At 70.2% G+C, this 17,241-nt stretch carries 15 protein-coding genes and 5 pseudogenes; 13 read left to right on the forward strand and 7 right to left on the reverse strand.

Features of this window, described 5'->3' with window-relative positions:
* Positions 1-170: 170 nt before the first annotated feature.
* The 4 genes and pseudogenes from ABD198_RS16290 (at position 171) to ABD198_RS16305 (ending at position 3,821) form a co-directional block, all read left to right on the forward strand.
* Entirely contained in the window at positions 171-965 is a 795-nt protein-coding gene (locus tag ABD198_RS16290; protein ID WP_344001764.1) for an IclR family transcriptional regulator, read from the forward strand.
* Between the two features lie 530 nt (positions 966-1,495).
* A pseudogene (locus ABD198_RS16295) lies at positions 1,496-2,497 on the forward strand (DUF6192 family protein).
* A 2-nt stretch (positions 2,498-2,499) separates the two neighbouring features.
* The gene (locus tag ABD198_RS16300; protein WP_344001766.1) at positions 2,500-2,919 is read left to right on the forward strand and encodes a RacP protein; all 420 of its coding nucleotides are present in this window, start codon (positions 2,500-2,502) and stop codon (positions 2,917-2,919) included.
* Positions 2,920-2,975: 56 nt separating this feature from the next.
* Positions 2,976-3,821, forward strand: a pseudogene (locus ABD198_RS16305) (IS5 family transposase).
* A gap of 768 nt (positions 3,822-4,589) precedes the next feature.
* On the opposite strand, the gene ABD198_RS16310 reads toward ABD198_RS16305, so the two are convergent.
* The 4 genes from ABD198_RS16310 to ABD198_RS16325 form a co-directional block, all read right to left on the reverse strand.
* Positions 4,590-4,769, reverse strand: a complete 180-nt coding sequence (locus tag ABD198_RS16310) for a glycosyltransferase (protein ID WP_344001768.1) — start codon at positions 4,767-4,769, stop codon at positions 4,590-4,592.
* 634 nt (positions 4,770-5,403) lie between these two features.
* Positions 5,404-6,126 (reverse strand): helix-turn-helix domain containing protein, encoded by a 723-nt coding sequence (locus ABD198_RS16315; protein ID WP_344001770.1) that lies wholly within the window; start codon positions 6,124-6,126, stop codon positions 5,404-5,406.
* Positions 6,126-8,231: an alpha-amylase family protein gene (locus ABD198_RS16320; RefSeq protein ID WP_344001772.1), complete on the reverse strand. Its 2,106-nt coding sequence runs from the start codon at positions 8,229-8,231 to the stop codon at positions 6,126-6,128. Before ABD198_RS16320 ends, ABD198_RS16315 begins: the two co-directional genes overlap by 1 nt.
* 26 nt (positions 8,232-8,257) lie before the next feature.
* Positions 8,258-8,854 carry a helix-turn-helix domain-containing protein gene (locus ABD198_RS16325; protein WP_344001774.1) on the reverse strand — a complete coding sequence of 199 codons (597 nt, stop codon included), beginning with the start codon at positions 8,852-8,854 and terminating at the stop codon, positions 8,258-8,260.
* A gap of 825 nt (positions 8,855-9,679) precedes the next feature.
* Between ABD198_RS16325 and ABD198_RS16330 the strand changes: the two are divergent.
* The 6 genes and pseudogenes from ABD198_RS16330 to ABD198_RS16355 all read left to right on the forward strand — a co-directional run bounded on the left by ABD198_RS16330 (position 9,680) and on the right by ABD198_RS16355 (position 13,282).
* A pseudogene (locus ABD198_RS16330) lies at positions 9,680-10,393 on the forward strand (restriction endonuclease fold toxin-2 domain-containing protein).
* Between the two features lie 18 nt (positions 10,394-10,411).
* Entirely contained in the window at positions 10,412-10,915 is a 504-nt protein-coding gene (locus ABD198_RS16335) for a hypothetical protein (protein WP_344001775.1), read from the forward strand.
* A gap of 341 nt (positions 10,916-11,256) precedes the next feature.
* Positions 11,257-11,829: a hypothetical protein gene (locus tag ABD198_RS16340; protein WP_344001777.1), complete on the forward strand. Its 573-nt coding sequence runs from the start codon at positions 11,257-11,259 to the stop codon at positions 11,827-11,829.
* A gap of 148 nt (positions 11,830-11,977) precedes the next feature.
* Complete coding sequence (locus tag ABD198_RS16345) at positions 11,978-12,688, forward strand: hypothetical protein (RefSeq protein ID WP_344001778.1); 711 nt, start codon at positions 11,978-11,980, stop codon at positions 12,686-12,688.
* Entirely contained in the window at positions 12,672-12,974 is a 303-nt protein-coding gene (locus tag ABD198_RS16350; protein ID WP_344001780.1) for a hypothetical protein, read from the forward strand. The genes ABD198_RS16345 and ABD198_RS16350 overlap by 17 nt, the downstream gene beginning before the upstream one ends.
* Positions 12,971-13,282, forward strand: coding sequence for a hypothetical protein (locus tag ABD198_RS16355; RefSeq protein WP_344001782.1), 312 nt, complete (start codon positions 12,971-12,973; stop codon positions 13,280-13,282). The genes ABD198_RS16350 and ABD198_RS16355 overlap by 4 nt, the downstream gene beginning before the upstream one ends.
* A gap of 451 nt (positions 13,283-13,733) precedes the next feature.
* Here ABD198_RS16355 and ABD198_RS16360 read toward each other — a convergent pair.
* Positions 13,734-14,059 (reverse strand): annotated as a pseudogene (locus tag ABD198_RS16360) (maleylpyruvate isomerase N-terminal domain-containing protein); the annotation flags it as partial.
* Between the two features lie 311 nt (positions 14,060-14,370).
* Here ABD198_RS16360 and ABD198_RS16365 point away from each other — a divergent pair.
* Positions 14,371-14,507, forward strand: a pseudogene (locus ABD198_RS16365) (response regulator transcription factor); the annotation flags it as partial.
* Positions 14,508-14,730: 223 nt separating this feature from the next.
* Positions 14,731-15,126, forward strand: a complete 396-nt coding sequence (locus ABD198_RS16370) for a VOC family protein (RefSeq protein ID WP_344001784.1) — start codon at positions 14,731-14,733, stop codon at positions 15,124-15,126.
* An 89-nt stretch (positions 15,127-15,215) separates the two neighbouring features.
* Here ABD198_RS16370 and ABD198_RS16375 read toward each other — a convergent pair whose 3' ends face one another.
* Both ABD198_RS16375 and ABD198_RS16380 read right to left on the reverse strand, forming a co-directional pair.
* Positions 15,216-15,701 carry a DUF6223 family protein gene (locus ABD198_RS16375; protein WP_344001786.1) on the reverse strand — a complete coding sequence of 162 codons (486 nt, stop codon included), beginning with the start codon at positions 15,699-15,701 and terminating at the stop codon, positions 15,216-15,218.
* A 110-nt stretch (positions 15,702-15,811) separates the two neighbouring features.
* Complete coding sequence (locus ABD198_RS16380) at positions 15,812-16,663, reverse strand: MMPL family transporter (protein ID WP_344001880.1); 852 nt, start codon at positions 16,661-16,663, stop codon at positions 15,812-15,814.
* On the opposite strand from ABD198_RS16380, the gene ABD198_RS16385 reads away from it, so the two are divergent.
* On the forward strand, positions 16,663-17,136 hold the full coding sequence (locus ABD198_RS16385; protein WP_344001788.1) for a sensor histidine kinase: 474 nt from the start codon (positions 16,663-16,665) through the stop codon (positions 17,134-17,136). The two genes, ABD198_RS16380 and ABD198_RS16385, sit on opposite strands and share 1 nt — an antisense overlap.
* Positions 17,137-17,241 lie beyond the last annotated feature (105 nt).

The following is a 17,241-nucleotide window of genomic DNA, read 5'->3' on the forward strand; positions in this document are numbered from 1 at the left end:
ATGCTCCGCGACGGCACCTTCTACGAACCCAGAACCCCACGCCTCGCTTGACGAAAGACATAGAGGCACCCCCCCCCACGCGTTCACTATCTGAACGCGTGGGCGTTATAGTGGACGAGACAGGCTGAGCTGCGCCTTCGCAGCGTCTCGGAGCCACGAAGAGGGGCCGCATGAACGAGGCATCCGCAACGCCGGACATGGCCAACAAGTCCGTGACCAAGGCCATCAGGCTGCTGCGCGAACTGGCTGCCCGGCCCCGCACCGGTGCCACGGTCAGCGCCCTCGCCAAAGCCGCCGGCATCTCCCGGCCCACCGCATTCCGCCTGCTGCACAGCCTGGAGAAGAACGGCTTCGTCGACCGCGTCGACAACAACTACATCCTCGGCTGGGAACTGGCCCGGCTGGGCCGTCTGGCAGACCCCTACCAGGGGCTGGTCGCCCGCGCACAGCCGCTGCTGCAGGAACTGGCGGACCAGCTCAACGAGTCCGTGACACTCTCGGTGCCGGACTCCAAGGACGGACTCGACCTGGTCGCCGAAGCCACCGGATCCCATGTGGTCGGATTCCGGGCCCACCAGATGGTCGGCCAGCACTGGCCGCTGCACGCCAGCTCCACCGGCAAGGTCCTCCTCGCGGACATGCCCCTGGACAAAGTGACGGCGCTGTTGCCCGAAAAGCTGGAGGCCTACGCCTCACGCACCATCACCGACCGCGGAACCCTGCTCAAGGAACTCACCCAGGTACGCGAGCAGGGCTTCGCGATCATCGACAACGAGCTCGAGGAAGAGCTGCTCTCCCTGTCACGCCCCGTCCGCGACTCCTCCGGGAACCTGGTCGCGATCCTGACAGTCAACGGACCCCGCTACCGCTTCGGACGGGACCGGATCCCCGAAGCCCTCCAGCAGATGCAGTCCATCGCCGACCGCTTGGCCGACGTGTTCTGGCAGGACATGGCAACCGACTGAGTGCATGTTTCTAAGCCCGGTTCTGAGTAGCCTGGGGTCCTACGCTGGTCTGGTGTCCGAGGACGCCGGTCGGGCCAGGGAGAGGATTTGCCGGGACTGCGGTGAACGGCTGAGGCCGGGAGCCCGGCCTGGGGCGGAGTTCTGTTCGTCGGTGTGCCGGTCCAGGCAGTGGCGCTGGGAGCGGCGGTTGCGTCAGCGCCTGGCGGCCGTCCGGGACGGTACGGGCGAGGTGGAGTGCCCGGAGTGCGGGGCCCGGTGGGTGGTCGGCGTCGACCGTCGCTCGGACGCAGTGTCCTGTTCGCCGCGGTGCAAGGTGAGGGCTTGGAGGCGCCGGGCGGAACCGTTCGGCGAACGGTCACAGTAACTGCTGAGCGAACGCATCCCGGATCCAACTTCGGCCACCGAACGGTCATTTGTGGTCATTTGTTGCGATCTTAGGATTTTCGGCCTGACTCTCGGCTTGAAAGCGGGCCCTGTCCCGTCACGGCCACAAGTGCCGTGCCATGGCCTGCAGTTGGCAGTGAGACACCATGACCGAAGTGGCAGAGAAGGTCGGGAGCGTCAGCCAGTCCCGTTATGAACAGATCGTCACCGAGCTGCGGGATGTGGTCGAACAGCAGACGCGCGGGCAGTTCACGATCGGTGAACCGCGCTCTGGAGATCGAGCCGATGAGGCAGCGGGGTGGCCCGATCTCGGAGCCGGAGTGGACGGTCGAGGCGTCGTTGAAGCGGCTGGCCAACGACATTGGGCTGGCGGTCGCCACGGTGAAGACCACGAGGTGGGTGGCCTCCCGCCGGCCGAAGGAACACCGCAGTCCGAAGACGGCGTCGTACACGGTCCACCGAGCCTTGGCGAACATCGAGGATGAGGCGGAACGGTTCGCAGCGATCGGGACGCCACCGGACGGCAAGGCACGCTGGACCACGGACGACGCGAGTCGGCGGGTGGGCCAGCAAGTCGGGACCCCGATCACGCCTCAGGAGAAGGTCACCGCGATCCATTTCGCTGGCCCGCGAGAGGAGGTCGCCGCAGCGGTCACCACCGACTTCCTCAAGCATCCGCAGGTCGCGGCCAAAGTGTCGGCGGAGGACAAGGTCCGGGTGGCGGAGGATTCACGCGGGACGAGTCAGTCGCGGCGACCGCCGCCACGAGCCTGCTGCGCAGGCCCGACGTCGCGTTCAAGGCAATGAGCGACGACACCGCCCGCTTCCAGGTCAACCATGCCCAGGTCGAACGCGGTCGGCAAGCCCGCGAGGACTTCGACCGCACCAGCCCCGTCGCCCAGGCCGTCCGCGCGATCGACCGGTCGGTGGAGTTCCTGGACCTGGTCACCGCTTGCCACTCCTTCGTGGCCGCCGCCGGCCGGACCGTCCCGGGCCTGCGGGACCGCACCCTCAACGACGACGAACGCACGCTCGTGCACGAGAACGTCGCCCGGGTGCGGGCGACGCTGGACTGGATCGAGACGGCCGTCGACACCGGCAAGGTCGACGTCGACGACGAACTGGCCCGCCTGCTCAAGGGTGAATGAGGATGCCCCGCGCCTCACGGCGACGGGGCGATGCCGCCAGACGCCACGCGGACACCCTGCGGTTTGTGCTGTTCGAGGCCAGACCCGCCGGCCTTGAGTTCCCTCAGCTGGTACGCGCCAGCGACCTGTCCCCGAGCCAGGTCGGTTCCGGACTCGCCGCGTTGAAGGACCAGGCTGCGGAGAAGGGCGTGCCCCCGCTCACCTGGACCCGCGCGACGGGCTACCAACCCGGCGCCGAGCGGGACGTGCTGGAGGCATACGAACGGGCGGTGGTCAGGGAGAAGCTGACCGAGTTCCGCCGGTTCATCACCGGCACCGTCGCTCCGCATGCCGCCGCGCACCCGGGCGACAAGTGGGTCAAGCACATCGTCGCCCAGCTCAACTCCATCGAGTCCGCCCTCGACCTCATCAACAGCTCCTGACCTGCGGCGGGCCGCCCTGCGGACGGCCCGCCGCACCCGTCTGAAGGCCAGCCGTCATGCGCTCTCGCCGCTCCCCCTCGGACACCACCAACGCCGAATGGGCCCTGCTCGAAGGGCTGCTGCCCACCCCAGCCTGCCAGACCAGCAAAGGCGGCAGGCCGGAGAAACACCCACGCCGTGAGATCGTCGACGCGATCCGATACGTCGTCGACACGGGCTGCAAGTGGCGGGCCCTGCCTGCGGATTTCCCGCCCTGGCGAACGGTCTGGGGGTTCATGGCGCGCTGGGCGGCCGCCGGCATCGTCGGTCAGATCCGCGACCAGCTCGCCGGCCGGATCCGCCGGGACCTGGGCAAAGGGCCCCGGGCGGTCGCCACCGTGATCGACTCCCAGAGCGTGAAAGCAGCCGAGACTGTCTCCAAGGCCACCCGCGGCTACGACGCAGGCAAGAAAGTCAACGGCCGCAAGCGCCACCTGGTGGTCGACACCCGCGGCCTGCCCCTGTTGGTCAAGGTCACCCCCGCCGACCTGCACGACGCCGCCGCGGCCTAGGAAATCCTCTTCCGCCTGCGCCTGATGCACCCCGAGATCACCATCGTCTGGGCCGGCTCCGCCTACGCCGGAAAGCTCGTCGACTGGGCGAAACAGCACCTCAACCTCACCATCAAGCCCGTCAGCCGCCCCAAAGACACCTCCGGCTTCGTCGTACTGCCCCGCCGCTGGGTCGTCGAGAGGTCGCTCGCGTGGATGATGCACGCCCGCCGCCATGCGAGGGACTACGAGCGGCTCGTCCAGCACTCCGAAACGCTGATCACCTGGGCTGCCATCACCCTGATGACCAGGCGTCTGGCGCGGAGAGGTGCCGCACGCGGCTGGACGAGGAAGCCGACCCCGGGCAGCTGAGCCAGCCTACCGGCACCTATTCGTACCACCAGCGTCCGAACTGCTCGGCCAGTGCAGGTACCACACGGTTTATGGGCCGAAAGTCAACGTCAGAGACGCTTTCCCCATAGCGAGCAGTGGGATCCCACCAATGATCTCTCCCTGGAGAGACCACTCCTTCAGGGTCAGGTACTTGGACAGCATGTTCAACAATCGACTGGAGACTGCCAGGAACTTCGGCTTGATCAACCAGGTGAATCCGCGGACAGCTCCTCCCCCGGCGTGCTCGCTGCCTTCGCCTTCTCCGTCGTCGACTGAGAGCACAACCGCCGCAACGTCCGACGGCGGCTGGGCCAGACGCCGCAGCGCCTCACTGTTCGAATCTCCGAATTCCGCGTGAGCGCTGCCGGCACCTTGGTCGGCTGCTGCAGGCGTGGCCGACACCACTGGGGCAGGCAGCAAGGTTGTGGCGGCCAACAAGGCTGCGACGTACCGACGTGAGCGACATGCGGTCATGCGATATGCCTATCCAGCGGCAGACGGCGACCAGGAGCACCGCACCGCGACCGGGCATTCACTCTCCCGGCCGCAGCCCACGCAATGGTCATGAGACGAGCACGAACCCGCCTGTTTAGAAACAGGTACGGAGCGGTGCCGCAGAGAAGGCCGTGAGCATCAGGTCGGCTCCGCCCGCCACGGCTCCCGCCACCCCATCGGCACGTCCGTCCGCGTACGCCCTCGTCAGCGCCTGGGACTCCTCCCGCGACGTCGCCCGGCCCCAGTCCCGGATCAGCCCCTGCGGGTCTCCCGGCACAGGCCGGTGTCGAGACCGCACCCGCCGACAAGTGCCTCGAAGGATGGGTGAGCAGCCACGGCGACCTGATGGCCCACGTCCAGTAAGCGCCGCCCAAGGCCCGTGCAGGGCGCGACGTCGCCCCGTGAACCGGCGGTGATGATCAGAATCCGCATGGAGCGTCTCCTCGGCGAACGCCGTCCGGCCACCGTCGCCTTCCACGGGATCCCTCAGCCCACCCGACTGCTGCCACCCCGAGTCGATGTGTGCTGTCGTTACTCATGAACATCGAAGACCTCGACATCAGGCCCGCAGCTGTGGTGGTGGCCAGGATCCAGCCTGCTGCGATCAGCGTTGCGGCGAGCCACTGCTGCCACCCGTGTGGGTTGAAGGCTTGCTCCTGCCCGAAGCTCACGACGGGCACATGCAGCGCTCTTTGGAGGCACGCGCCCTGATGGGCGGTTCCGGATCCCTCTCTGCCGCCCTGCCCAGGTCAATCTCAGGCATCAACGACAGACACCTGGGACTGACCTGTCCTGCCCGGACTTCCGCGAGACGGGGCGGCGGGTGCTGATGCTCGCCCGGCGCCGCTGGTACGCGGTCACGTCCCTGAGCGGGATCTTCAGCTCCTCGGCCCGCAGCCCGCCGTTGGCGGTCATCTCGCACACAGCGGTGGGGACCGGGCCCGGGCAGTTCACGCATCGGCTTTCCCGGACCGGCCGGCTCCGGAGTTCTCCCGCTCCAGCGTGCCTGTCCCCAGGGACGTTCCTGGCCACGCTCTCGGCCATCGGCCGGCGGCCCGGGGCGGGATCAGCGCGGACGCCAGGTGCGGACCTCGAGGTGGAGGATCTGCGCGTCCGCGCGGATGCGTCCGGTCTCGACCAGCCACTGGCGTACGGCCGCGGTGACGTCGCCTGCTGCGGCATCCACGCGGCGGGCGAAGCCGGCCGCATCGAAGCCGCCGGTCTGTGCGGAGCCGTAGGAGCGTTCCTCGGTGTGATCCGTGCGCTGGACGACATTGCGGCGGATGCCGGGCGAGTCGGTGCGGCTGCCGGAGGGATGCAGGTAGCCGGTTCTGGCCAGGCGGACGGTGAAGGCCAGGCGCAGTCCTTGGCGGGCGGCTTCGGCGATCAGCGGGCGCAGCCGGGCGGAGCCGGAGGCAATGGCCTGGGCCCCGACGCGGCCGGTGCCGGTGCCGGTCGGGGTGATCATGACGGCCTTGGTACGGACGCGGGCCGGGGCGCCGGAGGCGGTGGTGCGGCGGCGGACGTGGCGGGCGGCGATCGCGGCGAGTTCGGGCAGGTCGGTGATGCCTCCCGCCTCGACCGCGGTGAGGACTTCGCGCAGGGCGGTGACGAAGGCTGCGCCCTTGTTCCTGGTGTAGAACTGCGAGACCAGGGAGGGGTCACGGTCGAGGATGCGGGCGATGTCGCGTTTGGTGTAGCCGGCTGCCTGGAGCCGGTCGGCCAGGCGGGCCGCCTCGTTCAACCGGCCTTTTCGTGCCGCCCGGTTGCGGCGTGAGCGGGGCGGCATCAGGTGTCCTTGCCCGGGGTGAGGGCGGCGCGGCCTGCGTCGCGCAGGGTGAGGAGTTCTTCTTCGCCGGTCGGGGCGGGCAGGGGCCCGGTGAGGTGGCCTTTGAGGAGGTAGTCGCCGGGCTGGTGGTGGTAGGGCCAGTTCTGCGGCTGGGTGAGGTAGAGGGCGTCGGTGCGGAAGGCGACCACCGTGCCGGGTGGTGTGTGGAGGGCTCCGGCGTAGGTGCCGTCGTCGCGGTGGCGCTGGCTGAGCAGGGCGGCGCGGGCGCTGGACCAGATCGCGGCGGCCCATTCGGGGTGGGCGTTGGCATCGCGGCTGAAGCCGGTGGGTTTCTGCCAGGTGATCAGGTCGTCGTCGAAGCTGATGATCTCGGCGTCCGGCGGTACGTCGCGTTCCATGGCGCGGGGGGTGGTGCCGGTGACCATGCGGGGGCGCTGGGCGAAGGAGCCGATGCCGTACAGAAGGATGGCGCGCACGGCGCGGGAGGCCAGGTGGGCGGCGCGGGCCTGCCGGGGGTCGCCGTGGAAGTGGGCCTGGGCGCAGAGGCTGGTCCAGGTTTCCTTGAGTTTCCTGGCCCAGTCGTCGAGGGGTTTGCCGTCCTCCCAGAGGATGCCGTCGAGGATTTCGATCGTCCAGGGCTGGACGGGGTTGGTGAGGGCGGTGTGGATCTCCGGGCCGCCGGCCCAGGTGGTGAAGGTGGCGCCGGGCCGGCTGGGGTAGTGCCAGCGGCGGTCGCCGGGGGCGGGGGCCGGCAGGAGACCCACGTGGTTCCAGGTGTCGGGCACGGTGACTCGTACCTGCCAGTGGCCGCATCCGTACAGGGCGCGGATCTGTTCCTTCTCGCTCCAGGAGGCGAAGGTGGCGGCGGTGATGCGCCGGGGGGTGCCGACCGGGGATTTCCAGGTGTGCTTGGCGTAGGCGAAGGTGCGGTCGTATTCGACGAGCCGGGGCAGCTGCTCGGGGACGCGGGGCGGGGTGATGAGTTCGTTGCGGCCCTGGCCTGCGGTGGCGTGGAGCAGGCCGCGCAGTTCCTCGGAGAGCACGGGGTATCCCTCGGCGTACTGGCCGCGGGTGGGGATGGTGCGGGTCCACAGGTCACGGCCGGTCTGGGAGGGGGAGCCCATGATGACGGCGTCGGGCCAGTGGCGGCGGAGCGCCTTCCACAGCAGGACGAAGGCGTCGCGGACGAGGGCGGGGTCGTCGCCGTCGAGGTCGAACCACTCCCCCACCGAGCGGATCTCGACGTGCTGGTCGGCGTGTTCGCGCTGGTAGCGGCCGACGGGGTGGCGGGGGTGGACGAAGTGCCCGGCCATGCGGTCGCGGCCCCGGCCGGTGTCGGTGCGCCAGCCCGGGATGGGGGCATTGAGCCAGGCGGCGACGGCGTCGCGCAGGTAGGGGTAGCGGTCGGCGTCGCGGTGCCAGGGGTCGCCTGCGGTGATGTAGATGCGCTCCACGCCGTCGGGGATGGTGTGGAAGACGGCGGTGAGGATGTCCGCGGCCGTGGCGGCACCGAGGTCGACGCGGTGGGTCTGGTCGCGGTGGACCAGGATGCCGGTCGTGGTGTCCAGGAATACGGTGGAGCGGGCTTGCTGGGTGAAGTTCGGCCGGGTGGATGCCAGGCCGGGCGTGTGGCCGAACCAGGCGTCGCCCGGGGCGCCTTCGGGGATGGAGGGCAGGCTGCCCGGCTCCGGTGACGTCTGCGGGGCGGTGCCGTCGGTGGTGTCATCCGCTGCCGCGGTGCGCTGTGAGCGGGGTGCGCCGATGGCAGGTGCGGCAGCTCCCGGGCGTGGCGGCTGCTCCTCGCCCGTGTCGTGGGATGTGGGGCCGGAGACCGGCTCGGGGACGGGAGGCTGCTCGTCCGTAGTGCGGTCGTCGGTGGAGAGGCGGGCGGGGGCCAGGGCGGGGGCCAGGGCGACGACCTCGGCGAGGCTCAGTCCCGCTGCCGGGGCGATGCGTTCCGCTTTCGCCTTCTCGTAGGAGGCGAGTTCGGTGATCTGCTTGTCGCGGTCGGTCTCGAGCTTGGCAAGGCGTGCCCGGGTCTTGTTGATGGCGTCCCGGACCGTGCGCAGTTCGGCGAGCGCGGCGTTGTAGCTCTTCGCGTCCATCACAGCTTCCTTGTCCGGGCCAGAGTTCAGCTTGCGGGGTTCGTGGGAACGTAGGCGATGGCTCCGCCCGAGTGGGAGGAGAGCCGGCTGCCCAGCAGCAGTTCAGCAAGCCGGCGGTCGCCCTCCAGGCTGGAGGTGATCACGGTGTGCGGGGCGGCCAGGTCGGTGATGTAGCCGGCCAGGCGGGCGTCGGGGAAGGCGTGACGGCCTTGCCTGTTTTTCTCCCATCGCTCCAGTCCGGTCAGCACGGCCACGACGTAGCCCGACAGGGTCACGGGCAGCACTCCCCCGGCCGCGACACTCGCCGCATCGCACCTCCACCAGCCGCGCAGCGCCTTGAGCAGGTCGTCGGGGGTGAGCGAGGCGGCGAACCCGAGCCAGTTGCGGTCCGGTTCCCGGGCGGGTCTGGCCGTGCCGACCCGCAGGACGGCGACTTCCCCGGCCGGCAGCCGGCCGAGTGGCGCCTGCCGGCGTTCCCGCAGTGCCTGTACGACGTCCAGGGGGATCATGACGCGCACGCCGCGCCGTGACAGCCCCGGCAGCAGCCCCGCACGGATCAGGCGGCGGAAGGTGGTGATGGCACAGCCGAGCTCCTCGGCTGCCTGCCCGGTCGTCAAAAGCACACCACCACCCCCTTCATGCGAACTCCGTTATCTGATCAGGCACTGACTGTATGTGAGCGCCCAAGCCGGCGTCAAAGGGCACCTCCGCACGAGGTGACGGCCTGCGGAGGAAGTGCCCGCCCTCCCCGGCATCAGACGGAACCGGTGAGCACACGCCGACCGGCCCGACGTCTCCTTCGCCGGCCGCCGGCCCGGCAGCCCGCCGGCACGCTGCAGGCGGTCGAGCCCCGCCCCGGTCCCTCGCGCGGCCGCGCCGGAGAGCGCCCGGACCCGGCCGTAGAACCGTGCTGTTCAGGCGGCCGCTGATGTCGGCGCTGCGGCTGGAGCCGAGAGCCTTCGCTCTTGTCATGCCGGCGCCTACGGGCGCCACGGTGCATCAAGGTGGCAGGCGCGGCTGCAGTTGCGCCTGCGGCCGGGCCGCCGGGATGATCCGCTCCCCCTGCCCGGCGATCACGAACGGTCCACCTCCGGGTCGCCAGGGGCCCGGGCCGTGAGGTGGACGCTGGTGCGATGCAACAGGTGATCAGTTGCCCGCGGTGACGGGCTGGATCGCCGGACGGAGAAAACGGATGGGGCTGGTCGCCGGACCACAGGGTCGTCGCCGAGGGCATGATCAAGGCGTCCGTGGCCATGGTGAGCACGGTGATGGCCGGCACGAGAGACACCACCATCGCACTCTCCCACGAACTCGGCCGGCAGCAGGGCATGGCCGGGGACGACGACGCGGCGCGAGCGTTCGCGAAGGTGAACACGTCAGCGGCCTCCACCACGCTCGACAAGACGGGCTTCAGCGCCTACGTGATGGGCGGGACCGGCACAGGCCTGATGCGCAATGCCCGGGAGTTCACGGCGCGGGAGAGTCAGGTCGTCCCGGCAGTTCTGGAGCGGCAGGCCGACCTGACGGCCGGCATGGGTGACCCGGGAGCGGACCGCAGCGAGCGTTTTCCCGGACTGGGCCAGGAGCTGCCTGAAGTCGTGGGTGATACCGCCTGGTACGACCAGTACGCTCCGGGCGGCATGAGCGACCGCTTCCGCGGCTCGCCGGAGAAGTCGCGGGACGTCGCCGGGTCGTGGCGCGCGGGCGGACTCGCCGGAGGCGGCGGCCCGGCGGATCCCGACAACGCCTGTCCATCGCGTGTGGCCGGCTACCCGGAGCGCGAGGTGCCGCCGGCCAGCCGCAGGCACGCACTCATGGTGGACGGGATACGCCCCGCCCACGGCTACCTGGCCGAGGCCAAGCACGTGCGCGACCCGGACTGCGCCACACGCAGCTTCCGCAGCATCGAGCGCCTCGACGAGACCCTCGCCAAACCGGTGAAGACGGATGCCCGGGGCAACCCGAAATGAGATCCGCTGATCGACGGCACGCACCGGTCTGACCCAGCGGAGCTGGACCGGTACCAGAGCCCGATGGCCAACCCGGCCAACTCCGAGATCCCCGGTCTTGAGATCGTGACCCACGCAAAGGACAACACGGCCTACCGGCAGTCGATGACGGCGACGAACGGCGTCACCGGTTCCGCGCAGTACGTACCCTGACAACGAAGGACCAGCGCGGTGGAAGAGTACAGCCCTCGGTCGAACGTCGTCCTCGCTCCCCCCGAGGACCATCCGGCCGCACGGCAGGCGAACCTGGAAACCCTCCGTGATGCGCTGGAGCGGTCCTTCCCCGACGTCTTCGTCGAGTTCACCACCTCCAGCCTGCGCGACGTCCCGGTCATGAACTTCGAGATCGAAGCGGAACAGGGTGTCTTCGTCACCGGGACGGCCGCCATGCCAACCCCCGACCACGCCCACGCCGCCCTCATCGACGCGACCGCACACACCGCCGCCCTGTTCGCCCACTGGCTCCGCGACACCTACGTCCCCTCACCCGCCGGCGTGCGTTTCCTCAGCACCTACACCGCGGAGAACGGCGACAAGACCGCCCGGCTGCTCCCCGCGACAGGTGACGCCGCACAGAACGAGGCCATACTGCGCACCTGCCTGCCCGCCGCCGGAGACGAAGACCAGACACGACCAGCCGGGCTGCCGGAGCACCCGCACAGATGCCGCGACTGACTCGACAACAAGCAGGAGACAACAAGAACGAAGTGACGCCGACGGCACCACACCACACCTGTGCTCAGGACCGAACCGCACACAAACCCATCCTCCGATGCACACCCGTCCCGACAACGAGCCGCCAACCAGCTGACCGGCTCGGGCGACGCCTATCTGGCCAGCCTGGCTCCCGGGGACCTACATCAAGATGGCATCCCGCTTGGTGGAACCCGCTCTCCTGGCGCTCGCCGTGCCGGCCGTCCGCGGGCGCGTGAAACGGTGAGGGACCATATCGCGTCGCGGTTGCGTGCTTCACCGTCGGATCACAGCAGTCGTGAGTCATCCGACGATGCGCGGCTTTGGACTGGGGCGACCTGCGTGATGCGACGGTCGGCGTGCGCCGCATGAGCGTCATCATCGGCCAGTTGACCGCTGTGGCCGGTGCCTGTGGTGCGGGCGGCGGGTTTGGCAGACGGACACGGAGAGCGGATCATGGAAGTCGCGGGCGGAACGAGTCACGTGCAGTGTCGGGGGCAGAGCGGATGGCGTGGGACGAGTGGGAGCAGCTGAAGGCCGACGCGGCCGGCAGGCAGACGGCGCTCGTGCAGCTCACCCAGTATCCGGCAGATACGAATGGCACCGGAGGGGACCGTCAGGACGGCAAGGGCGACCGGCTGGGCGTCAGCCACAGCTCACTCGACAAGAACTCCAACTTCCTGATCGAGCTGGCAGGACTCCTCTACGAGGGGCGGCCCGACGGTGAGCTGTGCACGCTGGCACGGGCCCCGCGCTCGCACCCGGATGTCGCAGCCAGGGTCGACCGGTTCGCCCGCTTCGCGAACGACCAGTATCAGGACGCGACGTCCCTGCTCGCCGCACTGTCCACACGGCTCGGAGAAGCGAAACGGCACATTCGTCGCATACGACGGTGAGGTGGCGGCGGCATGATGAACGCCCTTCTCGAGCTGGGTCAGTACGTGGCCCCGGAAGACCGGTGAGATGCATGGCGCACACCTGCCGGCAGGACGTCAGGTACTTGGAGGACTGCAACCCCGCCCTCGTCGAACGCAATGCCCAGGAGTGCAAGAGACTGCGGGATCTGCTGCTCGACGTGGAGCCCGGTGCCAAGAACTCACCGTCGACATCGACGGCATCAAGGACGAAGCCAACCTCGCCCACAGCCAGGCCAGCGCGGCCTATCACCGCGCCAAGACGGTCGAGAGCGAGGCCCGGGAGGTGTGCACGGCAGCGCTGGACCAGGCGTACAAGGCCCTGCCCGACTTCCGCGGCGGCGACTTCGCCGACGCGAAGACCCTCCTCGACGCCATACCCGCGCTGCGGGCCGAAGCCGCTGAAGCCAGCAGGGATCCGCTTGCCCGTCTCCCCGGCAGCGCAGCGAAAGCGGAGTTCACCGAGCCGGTGGGCACCGACGACCTGTCCCCCTCCCTGAGGGACATCAGGATGCGCCTCGCCGACCTTCCACAAGCCACCGACGCTTACTGGGCCGTACCCAGGAACGCCGAGGAACGCCGCGAGTGGATCGCAGCGAACAAGGAGATCATCACCGCAGCCGCGCACAGATCCGGCCTGCCCCCCGACATGGTTGCGGGCATCGCCTGGCAGGAAGTGGGTGGGCAGTGGGGCTGGATGGACGACGGCACCGACACCCTCCGCCAGCTCGCCAGGGACGGCTGGCTGCACGACACCCCGGAGAACCTGCCCTGGCGGCTCGGCGGTACGCCGGACGAGACATCCCGGCCCCATCGCCATCCAGGTGAGAAGAGCAGCTGAGGTGCTCGGGTACGACCCGGCGCACCTCACCGAAGGCCAGCGGGACACCATCGAGGCGTCGCTGCAGGATCCCGGCCAGAACATCTTCATCGCGGCCGAGTACCTGGCCATGCTCAAGGAAGAGAGCAGCTTCGCCGACATACCGGCGGACAGCATGACGCGAGAGCAGCGCCAGGAACTCGCCGCCCGCTACAACGGCGGCCCCTACTGGCAGAACGACAAGGCCCAGACCTACGGCCGCAACTTCGACCGGGATCTCGACGAGGCGAGGAGTGCCCTGAAGTGACCCGTTTGCTGCGAGGGCCGCGAGGGGTGGTCCTCGCCCTCGCGAACCTGCTCAATGCCTGCGTCGCCTACGGGGCACTGGTGACCCAGCCCCGGGGCTCATGGGACGAAGACACCCTGACGGGAATAGAGTTCGCGTCAGCGCTGCTGATCGTGCTCGGCCTGAGCACGTTCCTGCTCACGTTGCCGCCGGTGCGGCGCGGATCCCTCAGCCGCTGGTGGCTGGCTCCATCACTGATCTTCCTGACCGTCGGAGCAGCACGCTGGGCGTACATCGTCCACGCGTATCCGCAGGGCCCGGCCGGCTGAACCACGCAACGGGCGGGCGCAGAAGGCCGAGGCACGAAACGGGCGCGTCGCCACACGGGCTTCTGCGGCGTGCGGCGCAGTGCCTCACCGGCCGGGGGAAAGCAGGGTGACGCTCCCCCGGCAGCGGCAAGGGAGGAGGTCGGGCATCGCGGCGGGCGCGGCCGCCGACGGCGAAGAGGGGGATCGTGCCGGCCCGCGCGCGCGGTAGATACCCTGAGAACGAAGGACCAGCGCGGTGGAAGTGCACAGCCTTCGGTCGGACGTCGTCTTCGCTCCGCCCGAGGACAGTCCGGCCGCATGGCAGGCGAGCCTGGAGACGTTCCGCCTTGAATTCGCGCCTGCCTCCCGGCGACGAGCTGCGCAGCCGACGACGCAGGCCCGGTCCGAGCGGTCACCGAACCCGTCGCCTCGCCCCGGACGCTGCTGCCGGGCCGGCTACACCCCCCGGAGAGAGCACCGGGGAACGGGGCGCCCGCGATCCGCTGAAGAGCACGGCGCGCCGCCGCCAGGATCTCGGCGGGCGGGCGGGGAACGCAGGGCAGGTGGGCGATCAGGGTCCAGGTGGTGCAGCGTGCACTCCAGGACATACGCCGACAGGTAGTCCCCAGCGGTCAGCACCTTGTCCTTGGTGCGCACGCGGGCGGCCGGATCGGCCAGTTCGGCCGCCCGCCCGGCCGCCGAACCCACGTCGTCCAGGTTGAACTTCAGCAGCGCGGGGTCGCCGTAGGCTGCGGCCAGACGCGGGATCAGCGCGTCCAGCGGGTCCTCCCCGGTCGGCCTCCCGACGATGCCTTGGTCGTCTGCCGGGATCGGCCCGGCCGGCCCGTCCGGGGGGCGTGAACGGCGCCCGCAGGTGATCGTAACGACGGCACGGTTCTTGGTGGCCCGCTCCCCCGGCTCCAGGCCCCCGCCCGCGCCATCGCGGGGTCATAGCGGGCCGCGGCGGCCGGGCAGGCGGAAAAGAGGCGTGGTTCCGGTCCCGGGGGCGGCTCTTGGCTGCGGCGGTGACCGGCAGTGGGTGCGCCGTTCTGGTGGGGGCGGGGGTGCGGGGTTTTCAGTGCTCGCAGAGGGAGCATGGCCGTTTCGTTGACGAGATCGGTGCCGAGCTGTGTCTGAGCCCGGCCACGGCGCGGACCCATGTCAGCCATGCGATGGCGACGCTGGGGCGCGGGACCGCGCGCAGCTGGTCGTGATCGCCTATCGCACGGGGCTCGTCAGTCCTTGAGGTCGCGGGCGTGTCGGGCGGGGCTTCCGTGGCGATCAGCGGCGGTGGTCCAGCCTCGCCCGGGGGTGCATGGTCCGTTCACGGGATTTTGGCCTGTCGTTGCCGAATGGCGCGGCGCGCTCCGGGTGGTCGGGGCCTATGCTCCGGCCGACAAGGGGGCCGTGCAGGGCGGGCGTTTTCGCTCGCCGTGCATTCGGCCGACAGTCGCCACAAGGAGATCCGCATGACCGGTCCCGACAGCGAGGGCGGCCTGGCGAGCGTCCGCTACATCGTCGACGACGTGCAGGAGGCGATCGACTTCTACACCACTCATCTGGGCTTCATGGTGCTCAACGCCTTCCCGCCGGCGTTCGCCGACGTCGTACGCGGAACGCTGCGGCTGCTGCTGTCCGGTCCGACCAGCTCGGGGGCGCGCGCCACGCCCGGGGACGCTGCCGTCGCCGGACGCAATCGCATTCACCTGATCGTCGACGATCTGGAGGCCGAGCGGGAACGGCTTGAGCGGGCGGGGGTGGTGATGCGCAGCGACATCGTCTCGGGGCCCGGCGGGCGCCAGTTCCTGGTGGCCGACCCGGCGGGCAATCTCGTCGAGCTGTTCACTCCGGCAGAGCGGAGTTAGCGGGGAGCACGGGGTGAACGACGCCGCCCCGGTCGCCGGGTGTGTGGCGGCCGGGGTGGGGTCGGGAGCCGGGTGCGGTGCGAGAACGGTCAGACGGTGCGGCGTGCGCGGAGCAGCGCGAGGGCGCCGGTGAGTATGGCTGCTGCTCCCAGCGCCACGGCGACCATGGCGCCGCCCTGACCGTTGCCGGTGCCGGCTGCGGCGTCGGAGCCGGCCAGCACGACACCGCCGACGACGGCGCCGGCGAGGCCGAGCCCCAGGGCGGCGACGGCTGTGCCCGGCCCCTTCCGGCTGCTGGCGCGGCGGGCGGTGCGCAGTGCCTGCACGCCGGCGACCACGCCGGTCAGGGTCAGCAGCAGGGCCACGAAGGACACGCCGCGGCCGCCGCCGCTGTCGTCCTGGGCGAGCGGGAGCGGGGCGGCTGCTGCCGGGGCGGCGAGTGCCGGGAGGGCGAGCAGCGCCGCCGGTACGGCGAGGGACAAACGGAGGAACGGGCCGAGGAACGGGCCGAGGAACGGGCGGAGGAACGGGCGGGGGAACGGGCGGGGGAAGGAACGGCGGAGGGGCCTGGACATGGGATTTCCCTTCGTGTGCGGGGCGGGTGGGAGTCGGCCGGCAGGTTGGCGATTCTGGCGAGCGCCGGGGCCGGTTGGGATTGGTGTGGTGGGGGCCGGGGCGGAGGGGGTCAGACTCTGACCGCTTCCTCGACCTCGGCGGGGGATTCGGAGGTGGTCGTCTTCGGTGTCCGGCGTCCGGGCATCCACCAGTTGGCCTTGCCGCACAGTTCCATCACGGCGGGCACGAGCACCATGCGGACGACGGTGGCGTCGATGAGGACGGCGACCGCCATGCCGAGGCTTCCCTGTTTGACGGAGATGTCGTGGCCGAGCAGCGAGGTGGTGAAGACGGCGATCATGATGGCCGCGGCGGCGGTGATGACCCTGGCGGTGCCCGCAAGTACCCGGGCGACGGCGACGCGGGTGTCGCCGGTCCGCTGGTACTCCTCGCGGACCCGGGAGATCAGGAACACCTGGTAGTCCATCGACAGGCCGAACAGCACCGGGAACATCATCATGGGCACCCAGGTGGTGACCGGCATGGCGGTCGGGAACCCGAGGGCGGGGCCGAGCCATCCCCATTGCACGACCGCCACCACGACGCCGTAGGCGGCGCCGATCGACAGCAGGTTCATCACGGCGGCCTGCACGGCGATGGTGACCGACCGGACCAGCGCGATGAGCAGCAGCATGGACACGGCGATCACGACGGCGATCATCAGGGGCAGGCGGGATGCGGCCTCGTCGGCGGCGTCGATGGTGCTCGCGTTCGGTCCGCCGAGGAGGACCCGTTCGCCTCCGGGGGTGCGGGGCAGGACGTCGTCGCGCAGCTCGTGCACCAGGTTCGCGGTGGCCTCGTCCTGGTAGCCGGTGGTGGGGAAGGCGGTGAAGGTGACGGCCTGTCCGTCCTCGCTGGTGCGCGGCGGTGTGACGGTGGCGATGGATCCTCGGCGTTCTCCGGGGCGGTGAGGACGAGCCAGTGCCGCACGCCGGGCTGGATCAGCTCGACGACCTCGTCGCCGAGGCGCGTGCCGCCGGACTGGATCTCACGCTGGAAGTGGAGCCGCCCGCGGAGCCGTTGCCGAGCGCGGTGGACAGTGCCGCGTACCGCATCCTCCAGGAGTCGATCACCAACGTCATCCGGCACACCGGTCCGACCCGGGTGACGGTCGCGGTGAGCGCGGGGATCGATCATCTGGAGATCCGTGTCACCGATCGGGGCCGCCGCCGCCCGGCTCTCCTGGGTGCGTCCGTCTCCGGGCCGTCCTCCAACGGTGCGGGCAGTCGGGCCGGTACGGGCGGGCAGGCCGGTACGGGCCCCGGCCGCGGGATTCTGGGCATGCGTGAGCGGTGTCAGCTGCTCGGCGGGGACTTCGGCGCCTGGCCGACAGCAGAGGGAGGCTTCGAGGTGACGGCACGGTTGCCGCTTGCGCCGACCGAGTCGCGGCTTTGATGTCCCACTCCCCCGCGGCCGGTGAGTGAGTAGCGGGGTGACGGGTTCGTCGGCTCCGTGTCTCCCCGTCAGTCTGTGCTGATCCGGCGGGACTTGAGAGGCTTC

This window comes from Streptomyces thermocarboxydovorans (assembly GCF_039524635.1).
GTDB classification, from domain to species: domain Bacteria; phylum Actinomycetota; class Actinomycetes; order Streptomycetales; family Streptomycetaceae; genus Streptomyces; species Streptomyces thermocarboxydovorans.

Bases quoted from the DNA above. Each gene is read 5' to 3' on its own strand.
- ABD198_RS16300 (WP_344001766.1), top strand. From the start codon at position 2,500: ATGCCCCGCGCCTCACGGCGACGGGGCGATGCCGCCAGACGCCACGCG.
- ABD198_RS16315 (WP_344001770.1), bottom strand. From the start codon at position 6,126: ATGCCGCCCCGCTCACGCCGCAACCGGGCGGCACGAAAAGGCCGGTTG.
- ABD198_RS16310 (WP_344001768.1), bottom strand. From the start codon at position 4,769: ATGCGGATTCTGATCATCACCGCCGGTTCACGGGGCGACGTCGCGCCC.
- ABD198_RS16320 (WP_344001772.1), bottom strand. From the start codon at position 8,231: ATGGACGCGAAGAGCTACAACGCCGCGCTCGCCGAACTGCGCACGGTC.
- ABD198_RS16370 (WP_344001784.1), top strand. From the start codon at position 14,731: ATGACCGGTCCCGACAGCGAGGGCGGCCTGGCGAGCGTCCGCTACATC.
- ABD198_RS16290 (WP_344001764.1), top strand. From the start codon at position 171: ATGAACGAGGCATCCGCAACGCCGGACATGGCCAACAAGTCCGTGACC.
- ABD198_RS16375 (WP_344001786.1), bottom strand. From the start codon at position 15,701: ATGTCCAGGCCCCTCCGCCGTTCCTTCCCCCGCCCGTTCCCCCGCCCG.